General features: G+C 65.1%; 22 protein-coding genes. 8 read left to right on the top strand and 14 right to left on the bottom strand.

Features of this window, described 5'->3' with window-relative positions:
- Window positions 1-70: 70 nt before the first annotated feature.
- From Spa11_RS19485 to Spa11_RS19475, 3 genes are all read right to left on the bottom strand, one after another.
- A complete protein-coding gene (locus Spa11_RS19485; protein WP_145115716.1) occupies window positions 71-1717 on the bottom strand; it encodes a sodium:solute symporter family protein in 1647 nt (548 codons plus the stop codon).
- Window positions 1714-1944 (bottom strand): DUF3311 domain-containing protein, encoded by a 231-nt coding sequence (locus Spa11_RS19480; protein ID WP_145115712.1) that lies wholly within the window; start codon window positions 1942-1944, stop codon window positions 1714-1716. Before Spa11_RS19480 ends, Spa11_RS19485 begins: the two co-directional genes overlap by 4 nt.
- Before the next feature lie 356 nt (window positions 1945-2300).
- Entirely contained in the window at window positions 2301-3278 is a 978-nt protein-coding gene (locus Spa11_RS19475) for a ferredoxin--NADP reductase (protein ID WP_145115708.1), read from the bottom strand.
- Between the two features lie 491 nt (window positions 3279-3769).
- Between Spa11_RS19475 and Spa11_RS19470 the strand changes: the two genes are divergently transcribed.
- The gene (locus Spa11_RS19470) at window positions 3770-4513 is read left to right on the top strand and encodes a PEP-CTERM sorting domain-containing protein (protein WP_145115705.1); all 744 of its coding nucleotides are present in this window, start codon (window positions 3770-3772) and stop codon (window positions 4511-4513) included.
- Here Spa11_RS19470 and Spa11_RS19465 read toward each other — a convergent pair.
- Window positions 4466-4909: a Dabb family protein gene (locus Spa11_RS19465; protein ID WP_145115701.1), complete on the bottom strand. Its 444-nt coding sequence runs from the start codon at window positions 4907-4909 to the stop codon at window positions 4466-4468. The two genes, Spa11_RS19470 and Spa11_RS19465, sit on opposite strands and share 48 nt — an antisense overlap.
- A gap of 156 nt (window positions 4910-5065) precedes the next feature.
- Here Spa11_RS19465 and Spa11_RS19460 point away from each other — a divergent pair, with 156 nt between their 5' ends.
- Window positions 5066-6169 (top strand): alkene reductase, encoded by a 1104-nt coding sequence (locus tag Spa11_RS19460; RefSeq protein WP_145115696.1) that lies wholly within the window; start codon window positions 5066-5068, stop codon window positions 6167-6169.
- Window positions 6170-6401: 232 nt separating this feature from the next.
- Here the strand turns inward: Spa11_RS19460 and Spa11_RS19455 are convergent, their stop codons facing one another.
- Complete coding sequence (locus tag Spa11_RS19455; RefSeq protein ID WP_145115692.1) at window positions 6402-8006, bottom strand: bifunctional GNAT family N-acetyltransferase/carbon-nitrogen hydrolase family protein; 1605 nt, start codon at window positions 8004-8006, stop codon at window positions 6402-6404.
- Window positions 8007-8343: 337 nt separating this feature from the next.
- Between Spa11_RS19455 and Spa11_RS19450 the strand changes: the two genes are divergently transcribed.
- The 3 genes from Spa11_RS19450 (at window position 8344) to Spa11_RS19440 (ending at window position 11746) form a co-directional block, all read left to right on the top strand.
- Window positions 8344-9201, top strand: a complete 858-nt coding sequence (locus tag Spa11_RS19450; RefSeq protein ID WP_145106905.1) for a transposase — start codon at window positions 8344-8346, stop codon at window positions 9199-9201.
- Window positions 9202-9395: 194 nt separating this feature from the next.
- Window positions 9396-10202, top strand: coding sequence for an Fpg/Nei family DNA glycosylase (locus tag Spa11_RS19445; protein ID WP_145115688.1), 807 nt, complete (start codon window positions 9396-9398; stop codon window positions 10200-10202).
- A gap of 125 nt (window positions 10203-10327) precedes the next feature.
- Window positions 10328-11746: a DUF1570 domain-containing protein gene (locus Spa11_RS19440; protein ID WP_145115683.1), complete on the top strand. Its 1419-nt coding sequence runs from the start codon at window positions 10328-10330 to the stop codon at window positions 11744-11746.
- A gap of 424 nt (window positions 11747-12170) precedes the next feature.
- On the opposite strand, the gene Spa11_RS19435 is transcribed toward Spa11_RS19440, so the two are convergent.
- The 6 genes from Spa11_RS19435 to Spa11_RS19410 all read right to left on the bottom strand — a co-directional run bounded on the left by Spa11_RS19435 (window position 12171) and on the right by Spa11_RS19410 (window position 17515).
- Complete coding sequence (locus Spa11_RS19435; protein ID WP_315851336.1) at window positions 12171-12932, bottom strand: response regulator; 762 nt, start codon at window positions 12930-12932, stop codon at window positions 12171-12173.
- Between the two features lie 108 nt (window positions 12933-13040).
- Window positions 13041-13733 carry a phosphate signaling complex protein PhoU gene (gene phoU, locus Spa11_RS19430; protein WP_145115679.1) on the bottom strand — a complete coding sequence of 231 codons (693 nt, stop codon included), beginning with the start codon at window positions 13731-13733 and terminating at the stop codon, window positions 13041-13043.
- Between the two features lie 98 nt (window positions 13734-13831).
- Window positions 13832-14623 carry a phosphate ABC transporter ATP-binding protein PstB gene (pstB, locus tag Spa11_RS19425; protein WP_145117071.1) on the bottom strand — a complete coding sequence of 264 codons (792 nt, stop codon included), beginning with the start codon at window positions 14621-14623 and terminating at the stop codon, window positions 13832-13834.
- 107 nt (window positions 14624-14730) lie between these two features.
- Window positions 14731-15612: a phosphate ABC transporter permease PstA gene (gene pstA, locus Spa11_RS19420; RefSeq protein ID WP_145115673.1), complete on the bottom strand. Its 882-nt coding sequence runs from the start codon at window positions 15610-15612 to the stop codon at window positions 14731-14733.
- A complete protein-coding gene (gene pstC, locus Spa11_RS19415) occupies window positions 15609-16556 on the bottom strand; it encodes a phosphate ABC transporter permease subunit PstC (protein WP_145115670.1) in 948 nt (315 codons plus the stop codon). Before pstC ends, pstA begins: the two co-directional genes overlap by 4 nt.
- A gap of 35 nt (window positions 16557-16591) precedes the next feature.
- Window positions 16592-17515: a PstS family phosphate ABC transporter substrate-binding protein gene (locus Spa11_RS19410; protein ID WP_145115666.1), complete on the bottom strand. Its 924-nt coding sequence runs from the start codon at window positions 17513-17515 to the stop codon at window positions 16592-16594.
- A gap of 318 nt (window positions 17516-17833) precedes the next feature.
- Between Spa11_RS19410 and Spa11_RS19405 the strand changes: the two genes are divergently transcribed.
- From Spa11_RS19405 to Spa11_RS19395, 3 genes are all read left to right on the top strand, one after another.
- Window positions 17834-18625: an ABC transporter ATP-binding protein gene (locus tag Spa11_RS19405; RefSeq protein ID WP_145115661.1), complete on the top strand. Its 792-nt coding sequence runs from the start codon at window positions 17834-17836 to the stop codon at window positions 18623-18625.
- A gap of 63 nt (window positions 18626-18688) precedes the next feature.
- The gene (locus Spa11_RS23105) at window positions 18689-20206 is read left to right on the top strand and encodes a PDZ domain-containing protein (protein WP_197529525.1); all 1518 of its coding nucleotides are present in this window, start codon (window positions 18689-18691) and stop codon (window positions 20204-20206) included.
- A gap of 184 nt (window positions 20207-20390) precedes the next feature.
- Window positions 20391-20588, top strand: coding sequence for a cold-shock protein (locus Spa11_RS19395; RefSeq protein ID WP_145115658.1), 198 nt, complete (start codon window positions 20391-20393; stop codon window positions 20586-20588).
- A gap of 265 nt (window positions 20589-20853) precedes the next feature.
- On the opposite strand, the gene Spa11_RS19390 is transcribed toward Spa11_RS19395, so the two are convergent.
- From Spa11_RS19390 to Spa11_RS19380, 3 genes are all read right to left on the bottom strand, one after another.
- On the bottom strand, window positions 20854-21645 hold the full coding sequence (locus Spa11_RS19390) for a DUF726 domain-containing protein (protein WP_145115654.1): 792 nt from the start codon (window positions 21643-21645) through the stop codon (window positions 20854-20856).
- A gap of 203 nt (window positions 21646-21848) precedes the next feature.
- Window positions 21849-22493: a PEP-CTERM sorting domain-containing protein gene (locus tag Spa11_RS19385; protein ID WP_197529524.1), complete on the bottom strand. Its 645-nt coding sequence runs from the start codon at window positions 22491-22493 to the stop codon at window positions 21849-21851.
- 128 nt (window positions 22494-22621) lie between these two features.
- On the bottom strand, window positions 22622-23308 hold the full coding sequence (locus Spa11_RS19380; RefSeq protein WP_145115646.1) for a PEP-CTERM sorting domain-containing protein: 687 nt from the start codon (window positions 23306-23308) through the stop codon (window positions 22622-22624).
- Window positions 23309-23396 lie beyond the last annotated feature (88 nt).

Here is a 23396-nt window from a genome sequence, read left to right as displayed (position 1 = left end):
CAACGAGCCAGAATCCATCGATGGACTTCATCGTGGTTGTTGTCCTTCGTGTCCTTCGTGCCTTTGTGATTCAATTCTTCACGGGGAAGAACTTCGCCAAAGTCGCTTCCGAAGGCTTGGGCGTCAGCAACGACACCACTACCAGGGCGAAGGTCGACGCCAGGAACATCGGCACGACGGGCATCACCTCGTACGTCGCGCCGCCGAGGGGGACGGGGATCGCGTAGGCCTCGTCCCGGGCGTAGTCCGACGCGTCGAGTAGGTAGAACCACACGGCGATCGTCGTCAGCACGCTGGCGTAGGCGCCCCACTTAGTGAGGCCCCGCCAGTAGAGGGCGGCGAAGCAGAGCGGGAACAGGCTCGCAAAGCCGCTGAAGCACCATACGCCCAAGGCGAAGACGGCGCCGGGCTCGAAGAGACTCAGCGTGTACGTCACCGCGACGATCGCGACGATGAACGCCCGGGCGATCCACGTCACCTGCGTGTCGGTGAAGCGGTCCTTGCCCGCGTAGTGCTGGGCGACGTCGGTCGTGAACATCGTTCCCAAGCAAAGGAACTGGCTATCGAGGCTCGACATGATCGCCGCCAGCACGCCCGCCGTTAGCAGCCCTGCGAGCAGGTCGCTGCCGGTGCTGCGGACCATGAAGGCGAGCACTTTGTTGGGGTCGGCGGCGACCGGCGGCGGCACGTTCACCAGCGCCCCCGCGGCCCACGCCCCCATCAGAACGCACGGCGCCCAGACGATCATGATGAAGATCGGGTGCATCACGACCGACAGCTTGAACGTCGAAGCCCGCTTCGCCGTCAGCCAGTGCTGGAAGAGGTGCGGGAACATCCCCACCGACAGCGGCACGAGCATGTAGGTGAAGAACTTCGTGGGCGAGATGTTCCCTTCGCGGATACGCTTGATGTCGGGGATGCTGGCGCTGAGTTTCTTGAGATTGGCGACAAAGCTGTCCTCGCCGCCGAGCTGCTGCGTCAGCAAGTAGAACATCACAACGCCCAGCACCATGAAGACCGAGGTCTGGAACCCGTTGGCCCACGCCGTCCCGCGCATGCCGCCAAAGAAGACGTAGCCGAGCACGACGGTGCAGATCACTAGTGAAGCGATGTGCCGCGGCAGGCCGCCCTTCGAGCCCGTGGCGCCGGCGAAGCCGTCGCGCTCGCCGGTCTCGGCGTTGAGCGAGCCGTCCTCGAAGAACGCCGGGAACGTCCCCTCGGCAAACGTCGCGCCCTGCACCTCGCCATCGACGACGCGGCCTTGGGTGACGACGTTGATGAAAATGCCGCTCGCCATCACGCCGATCAGCAGATACGGGATCACCAGCGCCACCAGCACCGGAAACAGCACCAGCCCGATGCGATCGCTCTCCAGTCGGTCGCGGAAGAACTGCACCTGCGTGCGATAGCCATACTTGTGGCCGAACTGCCAGAGCTTGACGCCCAGCACGAAGAAGCAGAGCGAATGGATGATGCCGCTGGACGAGGCGAGCATGCCGTAGACGCCGACCCCGCGGCTGAACGACTCGCCGGTCGAACCCACCAGAGCGAACGCCGTCATCGTTGTGCCGAAGACGGAGAGCAGCAGCAGCACCGGCCCGATCGAGTGGCTGGCGAGCAAGTAGTCCTTGCTCGTGCCGCGCGACAGCCGGCTGGCGAAGGCGCCGAGCGTGATCAAGACGGCCAGGTAGCCCGCGATGACATAGAGCTGGGTCACGGCTTGGCCTCCTGCAGCGTCTCTTGTGGGGGCGTCTCTTCAAGATCGGCGGGCCAGCAGTACCTTGTCGCCAGCCACCAAGTGAACCCGGCGCCGAGCGAGATGCCCACGTGCCACAGCAGCGTAATCGGGACGATTCCCAGCACGAGCCGCGTGTCGTTCCAGAACCACACGTCTTGGTGCAGCACGATCAAGAGGAGCACGAGGCCCCAAACCACTTTGTTCATCGCCGCCTCGGGAGGAAGCCTAGGGGTGCGAGCCGCTAAAGATAGCAAGCCGACAGCCGATTGGGCGCCTCAGTCTGCGAAATGACCAAGGACCAAGCCTCAAGGACCAACGAGTGTGAGGCGGGCCACATAGCTTCGGAGCGACTAGGGCAGCGAAGGGCCTAGATAATATTTACCACGACGGGCACGAAGAACACGACGAACGATATCCGCTGCAAACCCCCTAGCTCACTCTTACGGTAGAGGAAGGTGGCTGGATAGAGCGGAGCGGTAGCTCCCTTCGTGTTCGTCGTGTCCGTGGTGGTGAATCTCCCCGGCATTTGGTCATTGGGATTTGGGGATTGGTCATTCCCTGTTCACCAGTACTTCTCAAAGTGCACGTTCCCCGGTGACTTCGGCTCGTCGGCTTTGAAGCCCATGCCTTCTAAGACCTCGACCGCGCCGCGGGGTGAGGGGTAACGGCCGTCGGGGTGGCCTTCTTTGTGGGGGATGCCGATCATCGCGGGGTTGCCGCAGAGATAGACCTTCGTGTTGGCCGGATCGAGGTCGAAGCCGAGCTGCGCCGACGCGGTCGGGCCGGCGAGCAGGTCCTGCACATAGACGGCGCCCGTGTAGCCCGGGTCGCCCGTGTTGCGGTTCTCTTTTTCGCGCGTCGTCAGCGGGATGTAGCGGTACTGCGGATACGCTTCCATTAGGCGGTGGTGCTCGGCCAAGTAGCCGAGGTCCGCACGGTAGCGCACGCAGCAGATGCTGGCGATGCGGCCCTGGTGCCCGGCGGCGAGGAGCTTGGCGAGCATCGCGTTGTGGGGCGCCTCGCCCGTGCCGGTCGCGGCAAAGACGACGTTGTCCGTCGGCTTGAGATCGCCCAGTACGAAGTGACCCTTGGGGCGCGGGCCCATCTCGAGCCGGTCGCCGACCTTCGCCAGGAAGAGCCGCGGCGTCAGCGCGGGCGGCGCCTTCGGGGCTTGGGTCACCAGGGCGACGTAGAACTCCGGCTCGTGCTCGGGCCCCGCGGCGGCGACGCTGCCGTCGTCTTCAAGCAGGCGGCAGCTCACCGAGTACGCACGCTTGGCGAGCCGGCGGATGGTCTTGTCGTCGTGCTCGTCGGGGTCGGCCCGCTCGTGGCGTGGCTCCCAGTTGCCCATGCCGAGCGTCGTGTACTGCCCCGGTTCGTAGCCGAGCGGCTCGCCGCTATCGAGCCGCACCCGCAACCGCACGAGGTTGTCGTTCACCAGGCTGAAGTGCGTGATCGTGGCGTTGTAGTGTTCGGCGCGGAGGGCGGCGACTTGCTCATCAGAGAGACGAGGCTCGTCGGCGAGGCGAGGGGTCCCCATCAAGCGTTCCTGCACAGGCGAGAGAAGCGGCGGCGAGAGCCCCTTGGCCCTCGCTGTGGGCGTCAAGATAGCCCACGCCGCGGCGCACGACCATTGCGGTCGGCTACGATCCAAGGCCCGCCGGGCGATTGCCGGACAGCGGTGAGGATCGAGACGCCCGGCCGCCCGCGCGTCATGCGACGGGCGAAGCCGGGACTCCTCGTTGCGGGGCGCCCTAAGGGCAGGCAGGGCACGCCGGCAAAGATCATGCAGCGAATCTGAAGGGCGCCTCCCGATTCCGTCCGCTTGGCCTCTTCTGGTTTTAATAGCGGCTGGCGGGGCCTGGGGATTACACCCGTTTGGCGATAAACCGGAGAAATTTCGGCTACCGGAAAAAGCCATTCACGGAGCGGTCCGGGCTAAAGCTGGCTCGCTACGGGCGGCTGGAGTATCGTGGCGTCGGGCGCACGCCGGGCGGACGGGCGCCGCTTGTCCCCTCGGATGCGAAGACGATGCCCATGCGTGTCACGGCGTTTTGCTTGGCGATGCTGCTCCCCGCGCTTGCCGGCGCGTTGAACCCCGTCAGCTGGTCTCTCGACGAGACGATCAATCGCGGCCAGACGTCGAAGTTCTGGACCTCGCCGACGTCGATCGACCTGGGGCTCGAGAGCTACTCGTACGATTACGAGATCACCCGCGTCGAGGCGACCGTTTTGTCGATTGTCACGGTGGACGTGACCGACCAGATTGCTCAGTCGTTCGACCTCACCGGCTCCGGCGGCGCCCCAACCTTACCGGCGACCCTGCTCGACGCGTCGCTCAACGACGCGTCCACCGGCACGATGGCCGACGTGCTTATCTATGTGGACAGCAGCGGCTTCGGTCGCGCCGACTTCACGAACATCGTGCTCGGTACCGCTAATGTCCCGATCTTCGGCAACCGCAACATCGACAGTATCCGCGTCGAGGCGACGATCACCCTCAGCGGTGTGCTGCCGCCATTGCCGGGCGATTACAACGGCGACGGCCTCGTCAACCTAGTTGACAACGGCGTCTGGCGTTCGAGCTACGGCGCGACGGGCGACCAACCCGCCGACGGCAACCACGATGGGAAAGTCGACGCCGCCGACTACACCGTCTGGCGCGACGCCTTCGCCGCGCGTTTCAGCGCCGTTGCTGTTCCCGAGCCAACGACCGTGACGCTCGTGCTACTCGCCAGCGGCTGCGGCCTCCTCGGCCGGCGCCGCTTCCTCTGATGCCGCGGCCGCTGTCTCGGGGGCGATGAGGTCGGAGTCGAACACCCGCACCTTCGACCACAGCGGCTTGCCAACCTCGATGAGCTTGAGGTGCTGCGGGTGCGTCGCGTAGACGTCGTGCGCCGCGCGGTCCTTGAACACTACGTGCAGGGCGATGTCGAAGTCCTTGTCGTTCACGTCGCGGTCGAGGTCGTCCGCCAGGGCGCCGACCGAGAAGTAGGTGATGCCCGGGATCTTCGCCAAGTACTTGTGGCAGAGCCCTGCGAAGTGCGTGCGGCTCTTCGGCGACGAGTCGTTGAGCTTGAAGAAGACCATGTGGGCCTGCTCCGCCGCCAAAGTGGGGGCGGCGACCAGCAGCAAGGCCAGGACGAGGGCGAAGCGACGGAGGGCGAACATCGGTGCGGGCTCCTGCGTATCGGGGCGGTGAGAAGGGCGTCGGACGCCAGTTGGAAGGGTACCCGCAACCGGCCGCCGACGCCACAATCCTCTCGCCCCCGCCGCGGTCGATCCACAAGCCGCAAACCCCCCGCCAGCTCCCCGGAGTCCGCCATCATGGCCACTAGCCCCCTGTTGCAACCGCTGGACCTCCAAGGCCTCCCGCTCAACAACCGCGTCGTCCTCGCGCCACTGACCCGCGCCCGCGCTGGCGAAGAGCGCATCCCGAACGATCTGATGGCGGAGTACTACGTCCAACGATCGGGCGCCGGCCTGATCGTTACCGAGGCGACCACCATCAGCCCGCAGGCCAACGGTTGGACCCAGTCCCCCGGCATCTATACCGACGAGCACGAAGCCGGGTGGCGTAAGCTCGTCGCCAAGGTCCACGATGCGGGCGGCGTGATCTTCAACCAGCTCTGGCACATGGGGCGCTCATCGCACTCGTCGTACCACGACGGCTCGCTCCCCGTCGCGCCGTCGGCGATCAAGATCGAGGGCGATGCCGCACGCACGCCAAGCGGCAAGCTCCCCTACGAGACGCCCCGCGCGGTGGAGACCGAGGAGATCCCCGGCATCGTCGCCGACTACCGCCGCGCTGCCCAGCGCGCCCGCGACGCGGGGTTCGATGGCGTCGAAGTCCATGCGGCGAACGGTTACCTCATCGATCAGTTCTTGCAGTCGAAGACCAACCACCGCACCGACCAATACGGCAGCTCGGTCGAGAACCGTTTGCGGTTCCTCGAAGAAGTCGTGACCGCCGTCACCGAGGTCTTCCCCGCCAATCGTGTCGGCGTGCGGCTGTCGCCCAACGGCGTCTATAACGACATGGGGTCGCCCGACTACCGCGAGCAGTTCACCGCGGCGGCGAAGTTGCTCGATCGCTTCGGGCTCGCCTACCTACACGTGGTCGACGGCGTTGATCGCGGCGCGCACGACTTCGGCCCGCCAATGACGCTTGCCGATTTCCGCGAAGTCTTCAGCGGCCCGCTGATGGGGAACTCCGGCTACACGAAAGAGACCGCCGAGGCCGCCATCGCCCGCGGCGACGCCGACCTCATCAGCTTCGGCCGGCCGTTTATCGCAACGCCCGACCTTGTCGAACGCTTCGCCAACGGCTGGCCCCTCAACCCGCCCGCCGAGATCGCCGACTACTACTCGCACGACGCCGAGGGCTATATCGATTTCCCAACCTACGCCGAAGCCCAGCAAGTGGCTTGAGAGCGGTCGATCCTTCGATTGGCGAGACCCATCTTTGTGGAAGGGGTCTCCAGACGCCGATTACGCGCACCATGCCGTATTCGGCTAGGAAACCGTAATCGGCGTCTGGAGACGCCTCCCACAATCGGTTGCATTCAATTAACCACTGAGACAACGAGGGCGCTGAGGACAGCACAGAGAGGCGAACTATGTGCGTCCTCCGTGCTCTCTGTGGCTCTGTGGTTAAAACTGCTTACCGCACCTGGATCGTCTCGATCCGCATCGTACTGCTCACCTGATAGAGGTCGTCGCGGCGGTCTTGCAGCGGGCGCACGGTGCCGATGTCGCGCTGGATCGCCAGGTCGTTGAGGTCGAGCTCGGCGATGCAGACCGACTCGTTGTTCGGCTCGCCCTCGGCAAGGACGCCGTCCTTGGGGAACGAGAAATCGCAGGGCGTGCAGACGGCGGCCTGCCCGTACGTGATCAAGAAGCTGTTCACCTGCGGCAGATTACCGACGCAGCCGGCGAGCACCACGTAGATCACGTTTTCGATTGCCCTCGCCTGCGCGCAGTGCCGGACGCGGTGGTAGCCCTTGCGCTCGGTCGTGGCGAACGGTACGAAGAGCACCTCGACGCCTTGCTTCATGAGCAGGCGTGACAGCTCGGGGAACTCGATGTCGTAGCAGACGAGAATCCCGATGCGTCCCAGCGGCGTGTCGAACACCCGCAGCACGTCGCCGGGCTGCATGTCGTAGTAGTTGCGCTCGCTGGGCGTCATGTGCAGCTTGGGCTGCGTGTAGACGTCGCCGCTGGGCGTGAACAAGTGCGCGACGTTGAGCAGGTCGCCTTCCTCGTCGATCACCGGGTGCGAACCCGCGATAAAGTACAGCCCGTGCTTGACCGCCATCCGCTTGCAGAGCTCGACGTACTGGTCGTGCATCTTCGCGATCTCGCGCACCGCCTCGTGCGTGTCGATATCCGACGGCAGCAGCGTGAACAGCTGCACCGTGAACAGCTCCGGCAGCAACAAGAAGTGGCAGTGGAACTCCTTCGCGGCGTCGGCGAAGAACTCGACCTGCATCTCAAACTGCGCCCAGTCGGTGAGCGGCCGCAGTTGGTACTGGCAGGCGCAGACGCGGATCTTCCGCACCGGCCGGCGGATCGGCGCCCCCGCGATCAGCCGCCGCGCCGGGTCGAACTCCGGGTTGGGCATCTCGAGGAATGTGGCGTAGTTCATGCTCTCGCCGTCGCGCAGGTACCCGTAGTGGATGCCGCGCACCGTGTAGCCCGCCTTGAGGTGCGCCGAGAGGGCCTGGTCGCGGAGCTGCCCCTGTTTGACGGCCTCGACGTACTGGATCGGCTTGAGCCGCTTGGCGTGCTCGGAGTACCCAGGCAGCCGACCGCCCGCGACCATGCGCCGCAAGTTGAACCGCGTCAGCAGCGCCTTGCGACGCTTGTAGAGTCGGGCCGCCAAACCCTTGCCGCGCCAGTCGGGCACGACCGCGATGTCGGCGCCATAGAGCGTATCACCCGCCGGGTCGTGCGTGCCGAAGGTGCCGACGCCCGTGATCTCGTCGTACGAGTGCCACGGCGACTCGTCGTCGAGGATCACGATCAACGAGCTGGCGTAGCCAACGATGCGGCCGTCGATCTCGGCGAGAAACTGCCCCTCCGGGAAGGCGGCCAGCTGCATCCGCAGCTTCCGCTCGTCCATATAGGTCTCTTCGGCCATCCCCGGATAGCACTCACGCTGGACAGCGACCAGCGCCGGGATGTCCGACTCTTCCCACCGCCGAATCCGCACGGGGTCACCGGCGTCGCCGAAGTCGAGGCCTTCCACGGATTGGTCGTCAGCCATGATGAGGTCGCAGATAGTACGGTAAGAATGCCTGCAACTGACTATCGGCAACGGAGTCAAACTGGGCAAGACAAAACGGCGGTAACGCTAGCAGAAGTCTCGCGCAGAGCCGCGGAACCGCAGACGGCTAGAGGCGAGCCGGCCATGCAAGTGGTCGGAGGACTCACGCAAAGCCGCCAAGGCGCGAAGGAGGCGCTAGGTGCGTATCTTGGTGAGGCGAAGCCGAGCTCCGCGTCCCCCTCCCTCCAACAACGTTATGCAGTTGCTAGCAGGGGTTAAACGAAGGGAGTTCGCGTTCTACTGAATCTCTTTTGGGACCAACCAAGGGAGAAGCCAGATGGAACGCGAACTCTGGGAGCAACTGTACGCGATTGCCAGGCGGCTGGACAACGCTTGGTCGGGCGGGTTTTACCGGGCGTCGGAGGTCGTGGCGGTGTTCTTATGGGCGGTGGTCCACGACCGGCCCACCAGCTGGGCCTGCCAGCCCGACAACTGGCCGCCGCAGCTATCGGTTCCGTTCCCGTCGCAATCGACGATGAGCCGCCGGCTACGGAGCCGTGGCGTGAGGGAGCTGCTGGGCCGTCTGGAGCAGGCGTTGGGGGGCGACCCGCGGCGCTGGTGGTTGCAACGGATCGACAGCAAGCCGCTGCCGATCGGTTCCTACAGCAAGGACCCCGACGCGCGCGTGGGGCGGGCGGCCAACCGCTTCGCGAAGGGCTACAAGCTGCACGTGGTGTGGGGCGAGGGCCCGCTCCCTTCGGTGTGGCGGGTGGAGCCGATGAACACGGGCGACGCGACGGCCGCTCGTCCGCTGCTCGAAGAGCTGCCGGGCGAGGGCTATGTGACGGGGGACCGTCAGTACGACAGCAACCCGCTGCACCGCGTGGCTTCGCCGCGTCATCAGATCATCGCCCAGCAGCAGCGGCCGGGGCAGGCGTTGGGGCATCGCCGCCACGAGCCCAGCCGTGTGCACTGCCTGGAGATGCTCCGCCGTCCCTTCGGACAAGCCGTGCTCGCCTTCCGCGACCCGATCGAACGCTGCTTCGGCAACCTCACCAGCTTCGCCGGCGGCCTGGGCCCCCTGCCAAGCTGGGTCCGACGCCTTCACCGCGTCCACCTCTGGGTCCAAGCCAAGCTCCTCCTCAACGCCCTCCGCGTCCTCAAACGACAAAAGCTCGTGATAGCAACTGCATAACGTTGTCCAAGGGAGGGGGATCAACGACGCTCCGCGTCGATTGTCCGCTAGCCGAACCTGCGCCTGCGCTTGTACCGGCCTGCCTTCCTGACTCCTGATTACTGATCCCTGACTACCGCTCCACCACTCAGCGGATTGACGCCCCGAACCCCTGTGCGATACCTGTAGATGGAGACTCACCCAGGAACGCACGGATGCCGGAAGGAGACACTCTCTACCGCGTCGCCGCCGCGGTGCGACCGGTGCTTGCTGGGCGGCGGGTGAAGGCCGCTAGCAGCTCGGATCGCACGACCGTCGATCCGATCGACGCCGCTTCGCTTGTTGGCCATGTCGTCACCGAGGTCGACGCCCGCGGCAAGCACCTGATGCTCTCGTTCGACGACGAACGGGTCGTCCATATCCACCTCGGCATGGACGGATCGGTCCACGTCTACCCGCTAGGCGAGCCGTGGCGCAAGAAGCCCTCCAGCGCCGCGCTGGCCCTCTCCACGGACGAACACACGATCGTCTGCTTCAGCCCGAAGCTGCTCGAACTTGTGACCGTAACCCACTTGCGCCGCAATGGTTACTTGCAACGGCTCGGCCCCGACCTGATGCGCGAGGACGTCGATCTCGGCTCGGCGCTGGCACGGATGCGGGTGCACAACGCGGCGCCGATCGGCGAGGCGGTGATGAATCAGACGATCGCGGCGGGGATCGGCAACGTCTACAAGAGCGAGACCCTCTTCGCCGCCCGCATCAATCCCTGGACGCGCATCGGCGAGTTGAGCGACGAACGGCTGCTCGACTACCTGCGCGAGTCGCACCGCTTGATGCGGATCAACCGCGGACCGGGCCGGCGCGTGACCCGCTTCCGCGATGACGGCGGCCGCCACTGGGTCTACGGCCGCACGGGCCAGCCATGCTATGTCTGCGGCGCCCCGATCACCGTCCGCCGCCAAGGCGACGCGGGCCGCACGACCTTCTGGTGCGCGAAGTGCCAGCCGCCAGCCCAGGCATGAGCCGTCGGCGCTAGCCGCGGGCGGTGTTATCGAATCGCTCTCACAACGACCGTAGGCAGGTTCGATTCGCTCGCGCTTCGGAGCTACAATGAAGGCCTCTCCCCACCGCACGAGGCGCTGAATCCATGCCGTTACGCTGGTTCACTCTGCTGCTCCTGCTCACCGCTACGCTCGGCGTGGCTCAAGAGCCCGAGTCGTCCGACGCCGACAAGCCCCGAGTCGCGCCGGCCAATACGGGCGACTATAGCGGCTTGGCGATCCCCGACGGCGTTCAACCGACGCCCCCCGCAAGCGAGTTCGCGATCTACAGCGGCCGCGTCGTCCGCGTCCTCGGCGAGGTCGGCGACCACCGCGTCGTGATGCTCCCCAGCGGCGTGCTCACTTCGGTCGCTCGCAGCGACACGAAGCCTAGCGAGGGCCCCTTCGTCGCCGCGACGCGCGAAGAGTTGATCGAACAACTCAAGTCCGAGGGCTTCGACAAGTACAAGTTCGAGTCGGCGGGCTACTACCTCTTCGTTTACGATTGCTCCGAGGCATACTACCTGCACACGAAGTCGATCCTCCAGAGCATGCTCGCCGGCGTGGTGAAGCAGCTCGCCGCTTGGGGCGTCAAGCCGCAGCGGCCGGAGGCGCCGATGGTGGTGATCATCACCTCCAACCGCACGACGTTCGACGCCATCATGAAGGTGCCCGAGGATTTCGCCGCGTACTACAACGGCGTCAGCAATCGCGTCGTGTTGTATGAGGACGACAAGCTGTTCGATGCGGCGCCCGAGTTCGCGTTAAAGCAGGGCGCCTACGTCGTCGCTCACGAGGCGATCCACCAGCTGCTGCACAACACGGGGATTCAGCACCGGCTTTCGGACTGGCCGCAGTGGTTCAGCGAGGGCGTCCCGGAGTACTTCTGCCCGTTGCGGGTCCAGTCATCGCTGACTCGCACCGGCGGCGATGAACTGCCGACCCGCACCGTCAAGTGGAGCGAAGCGGGCATGGTCAACGACCTGCGGATGCACGACCTCCTACGCACGCAACCCGCGAACGGCGGCCTCGTAAAGACGACCGTCGCCGCGCCGAGCCTCACCGCCCACGGCTACAGCGTCGCCTGGGGGCTGACGCACTACCTAATCGAGCGTAAGCCCGAAGCGTTCAAGGCGTACCTCGCCGACATGCGCAAGTCCCCGCCCCTCTCGGCGATCGCCGCGGAGTCGTCCCGCGCGCCCGACCCGCTGTTCGTCAAGCACTTCGGCGACGACTTCGCGGCGATCGAGAAGGAGGTCCAGCGGCACCTCACCAGCCGGAAGATGCAGTCCGCCTACACCGACCCGTATGTCAACCAGACGCACTACGTCGTCAGCGTTACCTACAAGAAAGGCCGCGTCTACTACACCACGGCAGGCATCATGCTCTCCCCCGCCGGCGCGCGGGAGTGGACCACGAGCAAGAAGCAATCCCTAGCCGAAGAGGGGATCGACGCCCACGTCGTGACCCGCGAATGCCGCACGGCGCGCGAGGCGGAGTTTCATATGCGGAAGATCATGAATTAGCCGTGATGTCTCGCGCAGAGACGCGGAGACGCAGAGAAGTCCATAGCGAGCCGACCACGTTAGTGGCCGGTGGAACCACGCAAAGACGCGACGACGCAAAGAGAATTGAGGGCGGGGCTTTCTTGGTGAGGCGAAGCTGAGCTGTTGGTTCCCCTCCCTTTTTTTAGGGAGGGGCTAGGGGAGGGTAAAAGGTGTCGATCGGATAGAGGTTGGTGTACTGGATTATCAAGGAGCAAAGGCACACGATGCGAGGATACGCCGGATACCGCCGACCGTCCCCTAACCCCTCCCTAAAGAGGGAGGGGGAAAATACGACGCTTCGCGTCTTCGCTTTGCGCCTTAGCGCCCTGGCGTGAGTCCACCGGCCACTAACGTGGTCAGCTCGCCACAACTCTCTGCTGTCTCCGCGTCTCTGCGCGATACCTCAACGCACACCGGCCGGGTCGCGGAAGCGATAGCCCACGCCGCGTACGGTCTCCACAAGGTCGGCGTGGTCGCCGAGCTTCTTGCGGAGCGCGCGGACGTGCACGTCGATCGTCCGTTCGAGCACTAGCGAGTCGCCGCCGAGCGCCGCATCGATCAGTTCGCTGCGGCTGAAGACGCGGCCCGGTTGACGGATCAGCGCCTCGAGCAGGCCGAACTCGCTGGGCGTCAGGTCGAGCACCTCTTCGTTGGCCGTGACGCGGTGGCGTTCGCGGTCGACGAGGACGCCCTGGCTGACGAGGATGTCGCCGGGTTGGGTGGGGCTGGTGACCCGGCGGAGCAGGGCCTTGATGCGCTCCAGCAGCACCCGCACGCTGAACGGCTTGGCGACATAGTCATCGACGCCGACCGAGAAGCCCGCCACTTGGTCGGTCTCCTCGCCCTTGGCGGTGAGCATCAGCACGAGCTGCTTCTTCGTGACCGGGTCGGCGCGGATGCGGCGGCAGATCTCCAGCCCGTCGATGATCGGCAGCATCAGGTCGAGCACCACGAGGTCCGGCGAGCGGAGCTTCGATTGGTTGAGGCCGTCCTGGCCGTCGTAGGCGACGTAGGTCTCGTACCCGTCCTGACGGAGGTTGTACTCGAGCACGTCCGCCAGGGAGCGGTCGTCTTCGACAACAAGGATCTTTGCCTTGGCCATCGTTCGATCGGCGGTTCGCAGCGGGGCAGCGGTGGGATAGTTAGCGGGGTAGGCGGTGACCACAGGGGGCCTCCAGGTCAAGCAATTGAAGAGTTCAAGCGCAGCGGTTCTCTAGCGTCGTCGCGGCTCGGCGAGTCGAAAGCATGGCGTGTCGAACTCTCGGAGCGTCGGCTACTCAGCGGGGGGCTGCTGGGGAGCCATCGGGCTGGGATCGCGGCGGTGGCGGGCGATCTCGCCCTCCACCAGGTAGATCACGTCCTCGGCGATATTCGTGGCGTGGTCGCCGATCCGCTCGATGTGCCGCGACGCGCTGAACAGGTGCAGTGCGGGCTCCACCAAGTGGGGCGAGTCGCGGATGATCTCGTAGACGCGGTCGATGACCCGGCGGTTGAGGTTGTCGATCTCGTCGTCCTGCCGACGCACCCGCCGTGCGGCGGCGGCGTCGAGCTCGACGAACGCGTCGAGCGCGTCGCGCACCATCGCGATTACCGCCTCGGCCATCCGATCGAGAAAGTCGGGGAGCGGCAGCTCGGGGTAAGAGGCGATCGCGTCGTTGCGTTCGCCGACGTTGACCGCCAGGTCGGCGATCCGTTCGAGGTCCGCGTTGGTCTTTAGCACCGTCGCCACACGCCGCAGGTCGACCGCCACCGGTTGGTGCAGAGCGAGGATCTTCAGGCACTCTTCCTCGATCAACACCTCACGGCGATTGATCTCCGGCTCGCGCGCTTGCAGCTCCTCGGAGAGCCCGAGCTTCCGCGCGCAGAGGCCGTGGCACGCCATGCGGATCATCTCTTCGACCAGGGCCGACTGCGCGAGCAGGTCCTGTTCGAGGGCGTCGAGGTCGCGTTCTAGATGGATGGACATGGGGGAGCTGTAAGCGGTTAGTCGTTAGCGGTTAGCAGTTAGCAAAAAGTGGAGTGTCCAGCCGTCAGCTAACAGCTAACGACTAATAGCTAACCGCTTTACCCAAATCGCCCCGTGATGTAATCCTCGGTCTGCCGCTTCTTGGGGTTGGTGAAGAGGTCGGTCGTGGGGCCGGCCTCGATCAGCTTGCCCTCGAAGAAGAAGGCGGTCTGATCGCTGACGCGCGCCGCTTGCTGCATGTTGTGCGTGACGATGACGATCGTGTACTGCTCTTTGAGTTCGAAGATCAGGTCCTCGATCCTCGAGGTGCTCGCCGGGTCGAGCGCGCTGGCCGGTTCGTCCATCAGCAGCACCTGCGGCTCGGTCGCCAAAGCGCGGGCGATACAGAGCCGCTGCTGCTGGCCGCCGGAGAGGGCCAGCGCCGAGTCGTCCAGACGGTCCTTCACCTCGTCCCACAAAGCGGCGTGGCGGAGGCAACGCTCGGTGATCTCGTAGAGGCGGGCCTTGTTCCGCTCGCCGGCGACGCGCGGGCCGTAAGCGACGTTCTCGAAGATCGACTTCGGGAAGGGGTTCGATTTCTGGAAGACCATGCCGACGCGCTTGCGCAACTCAACCACGTCGACGCGCGGGGCGTAGATGTCTTGGCCGTCGAGCGTCAGTGAACCTTTGACCCGCGCCTCGTCGATCATGTCGTTCATGCGGTTCATGCACCGCAAGAGCGTGCTCTTGCCGCAGCCCGACGGGCCGATGAACGCCGTCACGCACTTCTCGGGGACCACCAGGTCGATCCCGAAGAGCGCTTGCTTGGGCCCGTAGAAGAAATCGACGTCCGTGACGTTGATCTTCGTGGGCGCGTCCGCCAGCTCGTCGGCCGAGCGGCTCGGCCGCATCGGGTCGATCGCCGGCGCGCTGAGCGTCGGCTTGGGGCGGCGGATGGCGACGGTTTCGGGCATCGCTTGCGAGGGGGTTGGTTGGTCTTCAGCCATCGGCATTGGGTTTACCACTTGATCCGTCGGCCGTACTTGGCTCGAACGAGCACCGCGCCCGTATTCAGCACGATCAGCACGGCGAGCAGCACGACGATCGCCGCCGACGCCAGCCCGTGGAACTCTTCTTGCGGCCGTTCGGCCCAGTTAAAGATTTGCAGCGGCATCGCGGAGAACTCGTCGCTCAGCGATTGCGGCACGAAGGCCACGAAGGCCACTGCGCCGATCGCCACCAGCGGCGCCGCTTCGCCGAGCGCCCGCGCAATGGCGAGGATGACGCCCGTCATCACGCCCGGCAGGGCCGCCGGCAGCACCTGACTCCAAACCGTCTGCCAACGCGTCGCGCCCAGCGCGTACGACGCTTGGCGGATGGTTCCCGGCACAGCGCGCAGGGCTTCTTGTGTCGAGAGGATCACGATCGGCAGCACCACCAGCGACAGCGTCAAAGCCCCGGCGATGACGCTCCGCTCCAAGGCCATGCCGCGGACAAAGAGGCCGAGGCCCAAGATGCCGTAGACGATCGAAGGCACGCCGGCGAGGTTCGAGATGTTGAGCTGCACGAGCTTCTTCCACCAGCTCGAGGCGACGTACTCTTCGAGGTAGACCGCGGCGCCGACGCCGGTGGGGATCGAGAACAGCGCCGTCAGGCCGATCAGCCACAGGCTCCCCATCAGCGCCGGCAGGATGCCCGCCTTCGCCGGGTCGCGCGACGGGTACGACGTGAGCAGCGTCCAGCTGAGCCACGGCAGGCCGTTCATCAGCACATCCACCAGCAACCACACCAGCGCCGCGATGCACAGCGCGGTCGCTAGGGCGCAGAGCCAGCCGAACAGCTTCGAGCCGAGATAGCTGCGCTGCGCTTCGAGCGAGTTGGGATCGGCCTGGGGGCTCATTCGTACTGCTCCCGCATGCGGCTGAGGATCCACTGGGCGATCAGGTTGATCGTCATCGTGATGCAGAACAGCGCCAGGCCGACGGCGAAGATCGTGCGGTACTCGATCGAACCGGCGGGCGTGTCGCCCTTGCTGACCTGGACGATGTAGGCGGTCATCGTTTGAACGCTCTCCAGGGGGTTGAGCGTCAACTGCGGCGTGGCGCCGGCGGCGAGCGTGACGGCCATCGTCTCGCCGATCGCCCGCGAAATCGCCAAGAGGAACGACGCCATGATGCCCGATAGCGCCGCCGGGACGACGACCTTCACGGTGACGTCGTACTTCGTGGCGCCCAGCGCGAACGCCGCCGACCGCAAGTCGCGCGGCACGCTTCGCAGCACATCCTCGCTGAGCGAGATGATCGTCGGCAGGATCATCAGCCCCACCACGATGCTCGCCGACAAAGCGTTGAAGATGCTGTCCGATTGAAAGATCGCGCGGACGATCGGCGACACCGTCGTCACCGCCAGCACGCCGTAAACGACCGACGGGATGCCGGCGAGGACCTCTAGCAACGGCTTCACGACCTCACGCACGGGGGTGGGGGCGTACTCGCTAAGGTAGATCGCGGCTCCGAGGCCCAGCGGCGCGGCGATCAAGATCGCCCCGCCGGTCACCAGCAGCGTGCCGCAGAACAGCGGCAGGATGCCGAAGTGCTGCGGCTTGATCAGCGGCGCCCATTCGGTCCCGAAGAGGAACTCGATCGGCGACACCTCACGGAAGAACTGCAACGACTCGGCCAGCAGCACCACGACGATGCCGACCGTCGTCAGCACCGACAAGCCCGCGCAGGCCGCCAAGAAGACGTGGATAGCGGCCTCCCAACCGCGGCGTGCGACGCGGCTGTCGGCAGGCGTGCCCAGCGCCGGCGAACCGGGCGGGAGCGAGGCGGATTCCGTAGCCATCGACATCGAAAAAGGATTCGCTGAGGGCGGTGGTGCTACTTAGCCGGCTTGGCGGCTTCGAAACGCTTCTGGTTCTCGGCCGCGACCTCGTCCGACACGGGGACGTAACCGACTTCTTCCGCCATCTTGCCGGCCTGGTCGAGGTAGAACTCGACGAACTCCAGGCCCTCGGGCTTGGTGAGCAGGTCGTTGCGGACGTACAGGTACAGTGGCCGCGACAGCGGCGCGTACTCGTTCGAGCGGATCGTCTCGAGCGAAGGACGCACCGGTTCGGCTTCGCCCTGAGCGACGCCGATGAGCTTCAGCTTGTCCTCGTTCTCGGCGTAGTAGGCGAAGCCGAAGTAGCCGAGCGAGTACTTGTCCTCAGCGACGCCGGTCACCAGGACGTTGTCGTCTTCGCTGGCCGCGAAGTCGCTACGGCAGGACTTGGCCTCGCCGACGATTACTTCCGTGAAGTACTCGAAGGTCCCCGAGTCGGTGCCGGGGCCGTAGAGCTTGATCTCCTCGTCGGGCCACTCGGGATTGAGCTCGTTCCACTTCATGACGGGCGAGTCATCGAGCGGCCGCCAGATTGAGGCCAACTGCTCGACCGTGAGCGTGTCGCACCAATCGTTCTCGGGGTTCACGACGATCGCGATCCCGTCAAAGGCGACCGAGAGCTCGGTGTAAGGGACCTTGGCGGCGGCGAGGGCCTCGACCTCTTCGGGCTTGATGCCGCGCGACGCGTCGCAGATGTCGATCTCGCCGGCGGTGAACTTCTTGAAGCCGCCGCCCGTGCCGGAGAGCCCGACCGTGACGCGGACGCCCGGCCTTTCCTCCCGGAACTCCTCGGCGACCGCCTCGCTGATCGGGTAGACGGTGCTCGACCCGTCGATCTTGATGCTCTCCTGGCGGCCACAGCCGGCAAGGATCGGGAGGCTAACGAGCACCGCGGCACAGAACCGAACGCCTGACTTCATCACCGAGGATCGTCCTCATGGTCGGGAGGGTACTTTCGCGCCGCCGGGCGTCCTCACCCGCCGGCTTGGGGAATAGAGTAGGGGGCGAATGTGAAGACAGTATTAAGAAATTGTGAACTGCTAGCGGGGGCCGGCGGGGCGCTCCCCCCGACCCTAACCACACTGGCCCCGGCGGACTATCGTTCCAAGCGACGCGGGGCCGGGATTTTTGCCTCCAATCCTCATTTAGCCCCCGGTCAACGACCGGGGGCTAAATGAGAAGTCACGCCAACCCCGCCGCGGCGGCAAAGCCGCCCAATCCGCCGCGAAAACCGCACCATGCCCCTCTCGCCACCCCCCGAGCCCTTGGTCCAACTCCGCGGCGTTGGCAAGTCGTTCGGTGGCACGACGGCCCTGGCGGGGCTCGATCTGACGGTGGGGCAGGGGGAGTTCGTTTCGCTCGTCGGGCCCTCGGGCTGCGGCAAGAGCACGGCCCTGCGGCTCGTGGCGGGGCTCTCGCAGCCGACCAGGGGCGACATCCATTGGGCGCCGGGCGTCGCTGAGGGACGCGCCGGGCGCGGACGCGACGTGGCGTTCGTCTTCCAAGAGCCGACGCTCCTCCCCTGGTCGCGGGTATGGGCGAACGTCTACCTACCGCTCCGCCTGCGGGGTGAGAGCCGCGCGGCGGCCCGCGACCGCGTCGATGAGGCCCTCGCCCTGGTGGGCCTCGCCGACTTTCACGACGCCTACCCCCGCGAACTCTCCGGCGGCATGAAGATGCGTGTCGCCATCGCCCGGGCGCTGGTGACACGGCCGCGGGTGCTGCTGATGGACGAGCCCTTCGCCGCCCTCGACGAGATCACCCGCACACGCCTCAACGACGACCTGCTGCGGCTGTGGGGCGAGCAGCGGTGGACCGTGCTCTTCGTGACGCACAGCGTCTACGAGTCGGTCTTCTTGTCGCAGCGCATCGTGGTGATGGCGGCCCGGCCTGGGCGGATCATCGACGAGGCCCACGTCGCCGCGCCCTACCCCCGTGAAGAGGCATTCCGCCGGACGACCGGATACGCCGCGGCCTGCGAACGGGTGTCGAACTCGCTGCGTCGTGCGGTCGAAGAGGCCGGCGGCTGACAAACCGGCACGGCGGTTGCTTTCGGTCGAGGTAGTGCCCTCGTCCCTACCGGAGCAGCCCCGATGTCCCCTTCGATCAATAACCCGGCCAACAACGAAGTTCTTCCGGCCTCGCTGATGGCTGCCGCCGTGTTGGCGGTCGCTGTCGCCGCATCGACCTTGGTCGCTCAGCAACCAGAGCGCCCGCCCGCCCGCCAATCCGCCAACGAGCCGGTGGTGAATAACGCTGATCCGCAGGCGGTTGAGGAAGACGTCGCCGCGCCGATTTACGGGCTGTCACTTGAGGAGAGCGACGATGGCCGGGTCCTCATCAAGGCGGTCGAGCCCGAGTCACGCCCTTGGAAGGCCGGCTTCCGCGAAGGGGACTACCTCGTCGCGGTCGGCGAGATGAAAGACGTGCCCTATGACAAACTCTTCGAGAGTCTCCGAGATACGGCGTCGGAGACCTACGACGGCGAGGCCTTCAACGTCACCATCCTTCGCGACAACCGTCGACACACGCTCGAAGTCCCCGGGGCGGGGCGTTCGCCCGAGGACATACGGAAACTCCAGTCGAAGTCGGAGAAGGCGATTGAGGAGAAGCTGGAGCCCGCAGGACCGACGATGGACAGGTACGCCACGGAGTCGATGCCGTCCACGGCCGACATCGAAGAGTACCTGAAACTCGCTCGGTTAGCGAAAGAGGAAGATCTGTCCGCCCGCGATCAGCGTCGCTTCGGTGAACTGGCGACGGTCGTTGTTGGCGGCGGCTTTGGTTGGGGCGGCGTGGGCGGCGTCGCGGGCGGTCCCCCGTCGGGGACGACGACCGTCTCGCCGGGGCCCTCTAGCGGCTCGAACTGGCAACGCCCCGGGGCCGACGGCCAGCCGGTCGACGCCTTCGACGGCTCAACGGCGACCGACACCGGCGCGCAGGTCCCGGAGTCTGGCATCGGTACGGGCGAAATGGACGGCACGGCGACGCCTGGAACCGGCATCGGTGACGGTCAGCCGACCCCCGGGATGCAGCAATCGAACCCCGCTGAACAAGGGGCTCGCGCCCAGCAAGTCCAGAGGGCCCGTCAGCTCGGGGCCGAGATGCAGCGGCTTCAGGCGATGCAAGCGGCTGGCGGCCGCATGACCGCGGCCCAAACCCGACGGTTCGCCGCTCTGCGTCAACTCTCGCAGTTCGCCAACACAACCCAAAACGCCGACCCGACGCGCTACTCCCCCGAGCAGATGCAGAGCCTGCAACGAGCCGCGCAGTCCGGCGCGCTGACGCCGATGCAGCGCCAAAACCTGCTGGGGATCCAGCGCAATCAGCTCATGTCGGAGTTCGCCCGTTCGGCTCCCGGCGCGAACCGGAACATGCCCGCGAATCCTGGACTACGGAATCCAGGCCTCAATAACCGCGGTCTCAACAACCCGGGACTGAATAATCCCGGTCTCGGGAACTCGGGGCTCAACACGCCGCAGGGAGTCGGTAGCGGGGGGGCCGCCGGCGCTGGCGCCGGCACGGGGGCAGGCGCCGGAGCTGGGGCAGGCGCCGGAGCTGGGGCAGGGACCGGCGCCGGGGCTGGCAGTGGTATCGGTGACGCCAATTAATCCGGCGCTACCCCCTCTGGTGAATGGCTAGGCCCGCCTGAGGGGGCGTGAATCTCGTAAATCCTTCCAAATATTTCTCCCATTCTCGTCAGAAGTCGCTACTCTCAGAGTCTTGTGCGACGCAACACCGGGCATTGGCGCCCAGATTTCGTTCGTCGCAATCTTTTTAGTTCTGAGAACTGTAATGGCTGAAGGCACGATCAAGCGGCTGACTGACAAGGGTTTCGGTTTCATCGACACCGGCTCGGGCAAGGACATTTTCTTCCACCACTCGAATGTGGAAGGCGTGGCCTACGACGACCTCCGCGAAGGACAGCGGGTTTCCTACGAATCGGGTCAAGGCCCGAAGGGTCCTCGCGCGGAGCACGTTCGCGTTCTCTAGGAACCGGACGCAGTAACGCACACCAATCGAAAAGCCGCCCCGGCGCCATCAGGCCCGGGGCGGTTTTTTTCGTTGGCGCCTGGAGTAGGACGGGCCGTGCCCATGGACATGCGTTTAGAAGGCCACAGAGGGCCCATACGGGCGTTTCGACGCCTCGCTAGGGGTTTAGGCGGGTCCCCGCCTCCGACGCCGTAAATGGCGTCCTGGAGCCTCCTGGGTGACCCCATCGTCAGGGGGGTGTCGACACAACTCCCGCAGGAACGGCTCACGGCTCGACGGCCGGCGTCGCCTCGGTCTCCGGCGTTGCTTGGCATGCCGTCCACACTTTCGGCAACAGCTCGGCGAGTTGCGTCCAGTGCGCGACGTGCGACACGTCCGCCGACGCATGGTTGACGACCTTCGACACGCCGTCGACGACGACGTCCGGCAGCGGGCGGCAGCCGATCCGCCGCCGCAGGTCGGGCGTCATCCGCAGGATGCGGTCGCGCGGCGAGTAGAGGTTGTAGAGCGTGCCGTGGATGCCGCGGACGCACTGCTCCCAGTCGGCCGCGTCGAGGTCCGCGGCGCCGGCGAGCAGCACGACGTCGCTAATGGTCAGGTCGGCCGCGTGCGCTCCGCGGAGCGTCTGGTGCACGACCCGCGCGCCGAGCGAGTGCCCGATCAAGTTCACCGGCCGGCCTTCGGCGATCTCAGCGATCAGCGACGGCAGCTCACGGCCGACTTGCTCGGCGCGGCGCTCCATCCTTTTGAACTGCGCCACCTCGTGGAGGCCAATGACTCCCGCGTCGATTAGCAGTGACATCGGCGACAACGCGTAACGGATCCGCCCAGCCTTGGCCGCGGCGCGCAGTCCCGTGAAGGTCGCCGAATCGCCCCAGCTCCCCGCCATCCAGCGGAACAGGTAACTCGCCCCCGTAACCCCGGTGCGTTGCACTCGCAACCGCGCCGCCTCGACCTCGGCGGGCGAAGCCATCGAGCGATAGCCATGCACAAAGATGTTGACCCGCGAAGCGCTCGTCTGCTCAGAATCAACGGCGATCAGTGCGGGCGCGGGCATGCAAAGAAAGAATGGGACGCGGATGAACGCGGATCAAAGGGATGAACGCCGATGATTTCTAGTCTATCCGCGATCATCCGAATAATCCGCGTCCATCCGCGTCCCATTCTTAATCCTACCCGAGCGCCATCATTGGCTCGTCGCCGGTGCGCGGCGCGGACGCCATCTTCTCGAGCCAGGGGTCGAGCGTGCTTAGTGGATCGCTACGCCGCCCGACGCCAGCAACCGCAGCCTAGCAGTCCCATAGCGCCGACCAGCAGAGACGATGGTTCCGGAACTGCTTGCAGCGAGCCGACGATGACGCCGGACGAGCCGTATGCCGTAGCGCTTTCCAATATCTCTACCGTTAGAGGAGGAAAGAAAGGCGATGGTCCGGTGGAAATTGTTGGCATCCGCAGATGCACCCAGCCGAACACATTGCGAGGAAGGAAAGTGCCCGGCTCCGAAGTCGCAAAGGCCAAGTAGAAGCTGGGGCTTGAGAGTGACGATCCAGAGTGGTAGCTGAAGTCAATCAGCTGAGTAGCCCCACCAAACCCAACGAACGCCCAATCGTCAATCGCTGCATTGGTGAAGATATCTCCTTCCCTGACAAGATACCAATCGGACCCTTCGTCGAGATTGACGGTGAAGTTGCTTATCGCGATATCGTAGGTCCCGGGATGTGTCTGCACATCAAGATCGAACCAAAACGAAGTAAAGTCGCCCGCTAGTGTTTGCTTTACGGTGAGTTGAACATCACGTACGGGGAAAGTATCAAAATTCAACTCAACGGTGTCGGCTGTCACAACCGGCGCCGCATACGCCTGCCCGGCAAGGACGATTGCAATCGATAGGATGGCCAGGCGCATCGGTGCGTTCCGAGGGATGAGAGATTCTGCCGCCATCATACTACCCACCATCTCAGCCCCATGCCATCGTCGGCTCATCGTCGTTCCGTGGAACAATCGCCTGCTGCTCAAGCAAGCCTATTGGGTGGTTACGCCGTTCGTCGCCGGCAACCGCAGGCCAGCAGTCCCATCGCGGCAATCAGCAGAGACGATGGTTCTGGAACTGCTTGCAGAGAGCCGATGACGATCCCGCCTGAGTCAAAGGCGGTGGCGCTGCCAAGCAATCGCAGTCGGTTGGGCGGCAATGACGGAAAGGGATAGGGGTAAAACTGTAACTCTACCCAGCCGTAGATATCGCGTTCTGGGAAGTCCTCGAAGCCCAGAGAAGTTGCAAAGCCGAGATAGAAGCTGGTTTGCCAGTTCTGGAGTGGAAAAGGGTCAACTCCGGGGATAGGCCAGTTGGACCAGTAACTCGGATCAATGGTGGCGCTTGTGATAGAAGTGGGGCCCGGCCCTACTAGCCGAAGAAAAGTGCCGCTCGCAATGGCTTGAGGCGTAAAAGAATCCCCTTTGCGAACGAGATACCAATCAGACCCTTCGTCGAGGTTGACGCCGAGATTCTTGAGAACAGGAATTGAAGTAAGTGGATCGAACTCGCTGTCGAAGAAGAAGGAGGTATGGTCGTTCAGGGTAGATTCTTGATAGACCGCTAATTGATGGCTACCGATCTGGGCTTGTCCATCCGTGTAGAAGTCAACCGAATCGGGTATGACGACTGTCGCGGCGCCTGCCTGGGCAGCAGTTAATACCAGCGCAAGAAGGATGGCCAGTCGCATGGGCAAGCTCCGAAGCTAGAGGAGTTTCAACACCCTGCATCCTACCCACCAGTTCTCCCCAACGTCATCATCGGCTCGTTGTAGGCCC

It is taken from the genome of Botrimarina mediterranea, assembly GCF_007753265.1.
GTDB classification, from domain to species: Bacteria; Planctomycetota; Planctomycetia; order Pirellulales; family Lacipirellulaceae; genus Botrimarina; species Botrimarina mediterranea.
This window is presented reverse-complemented; position numbering and strand designations above follow the sequence as displayed.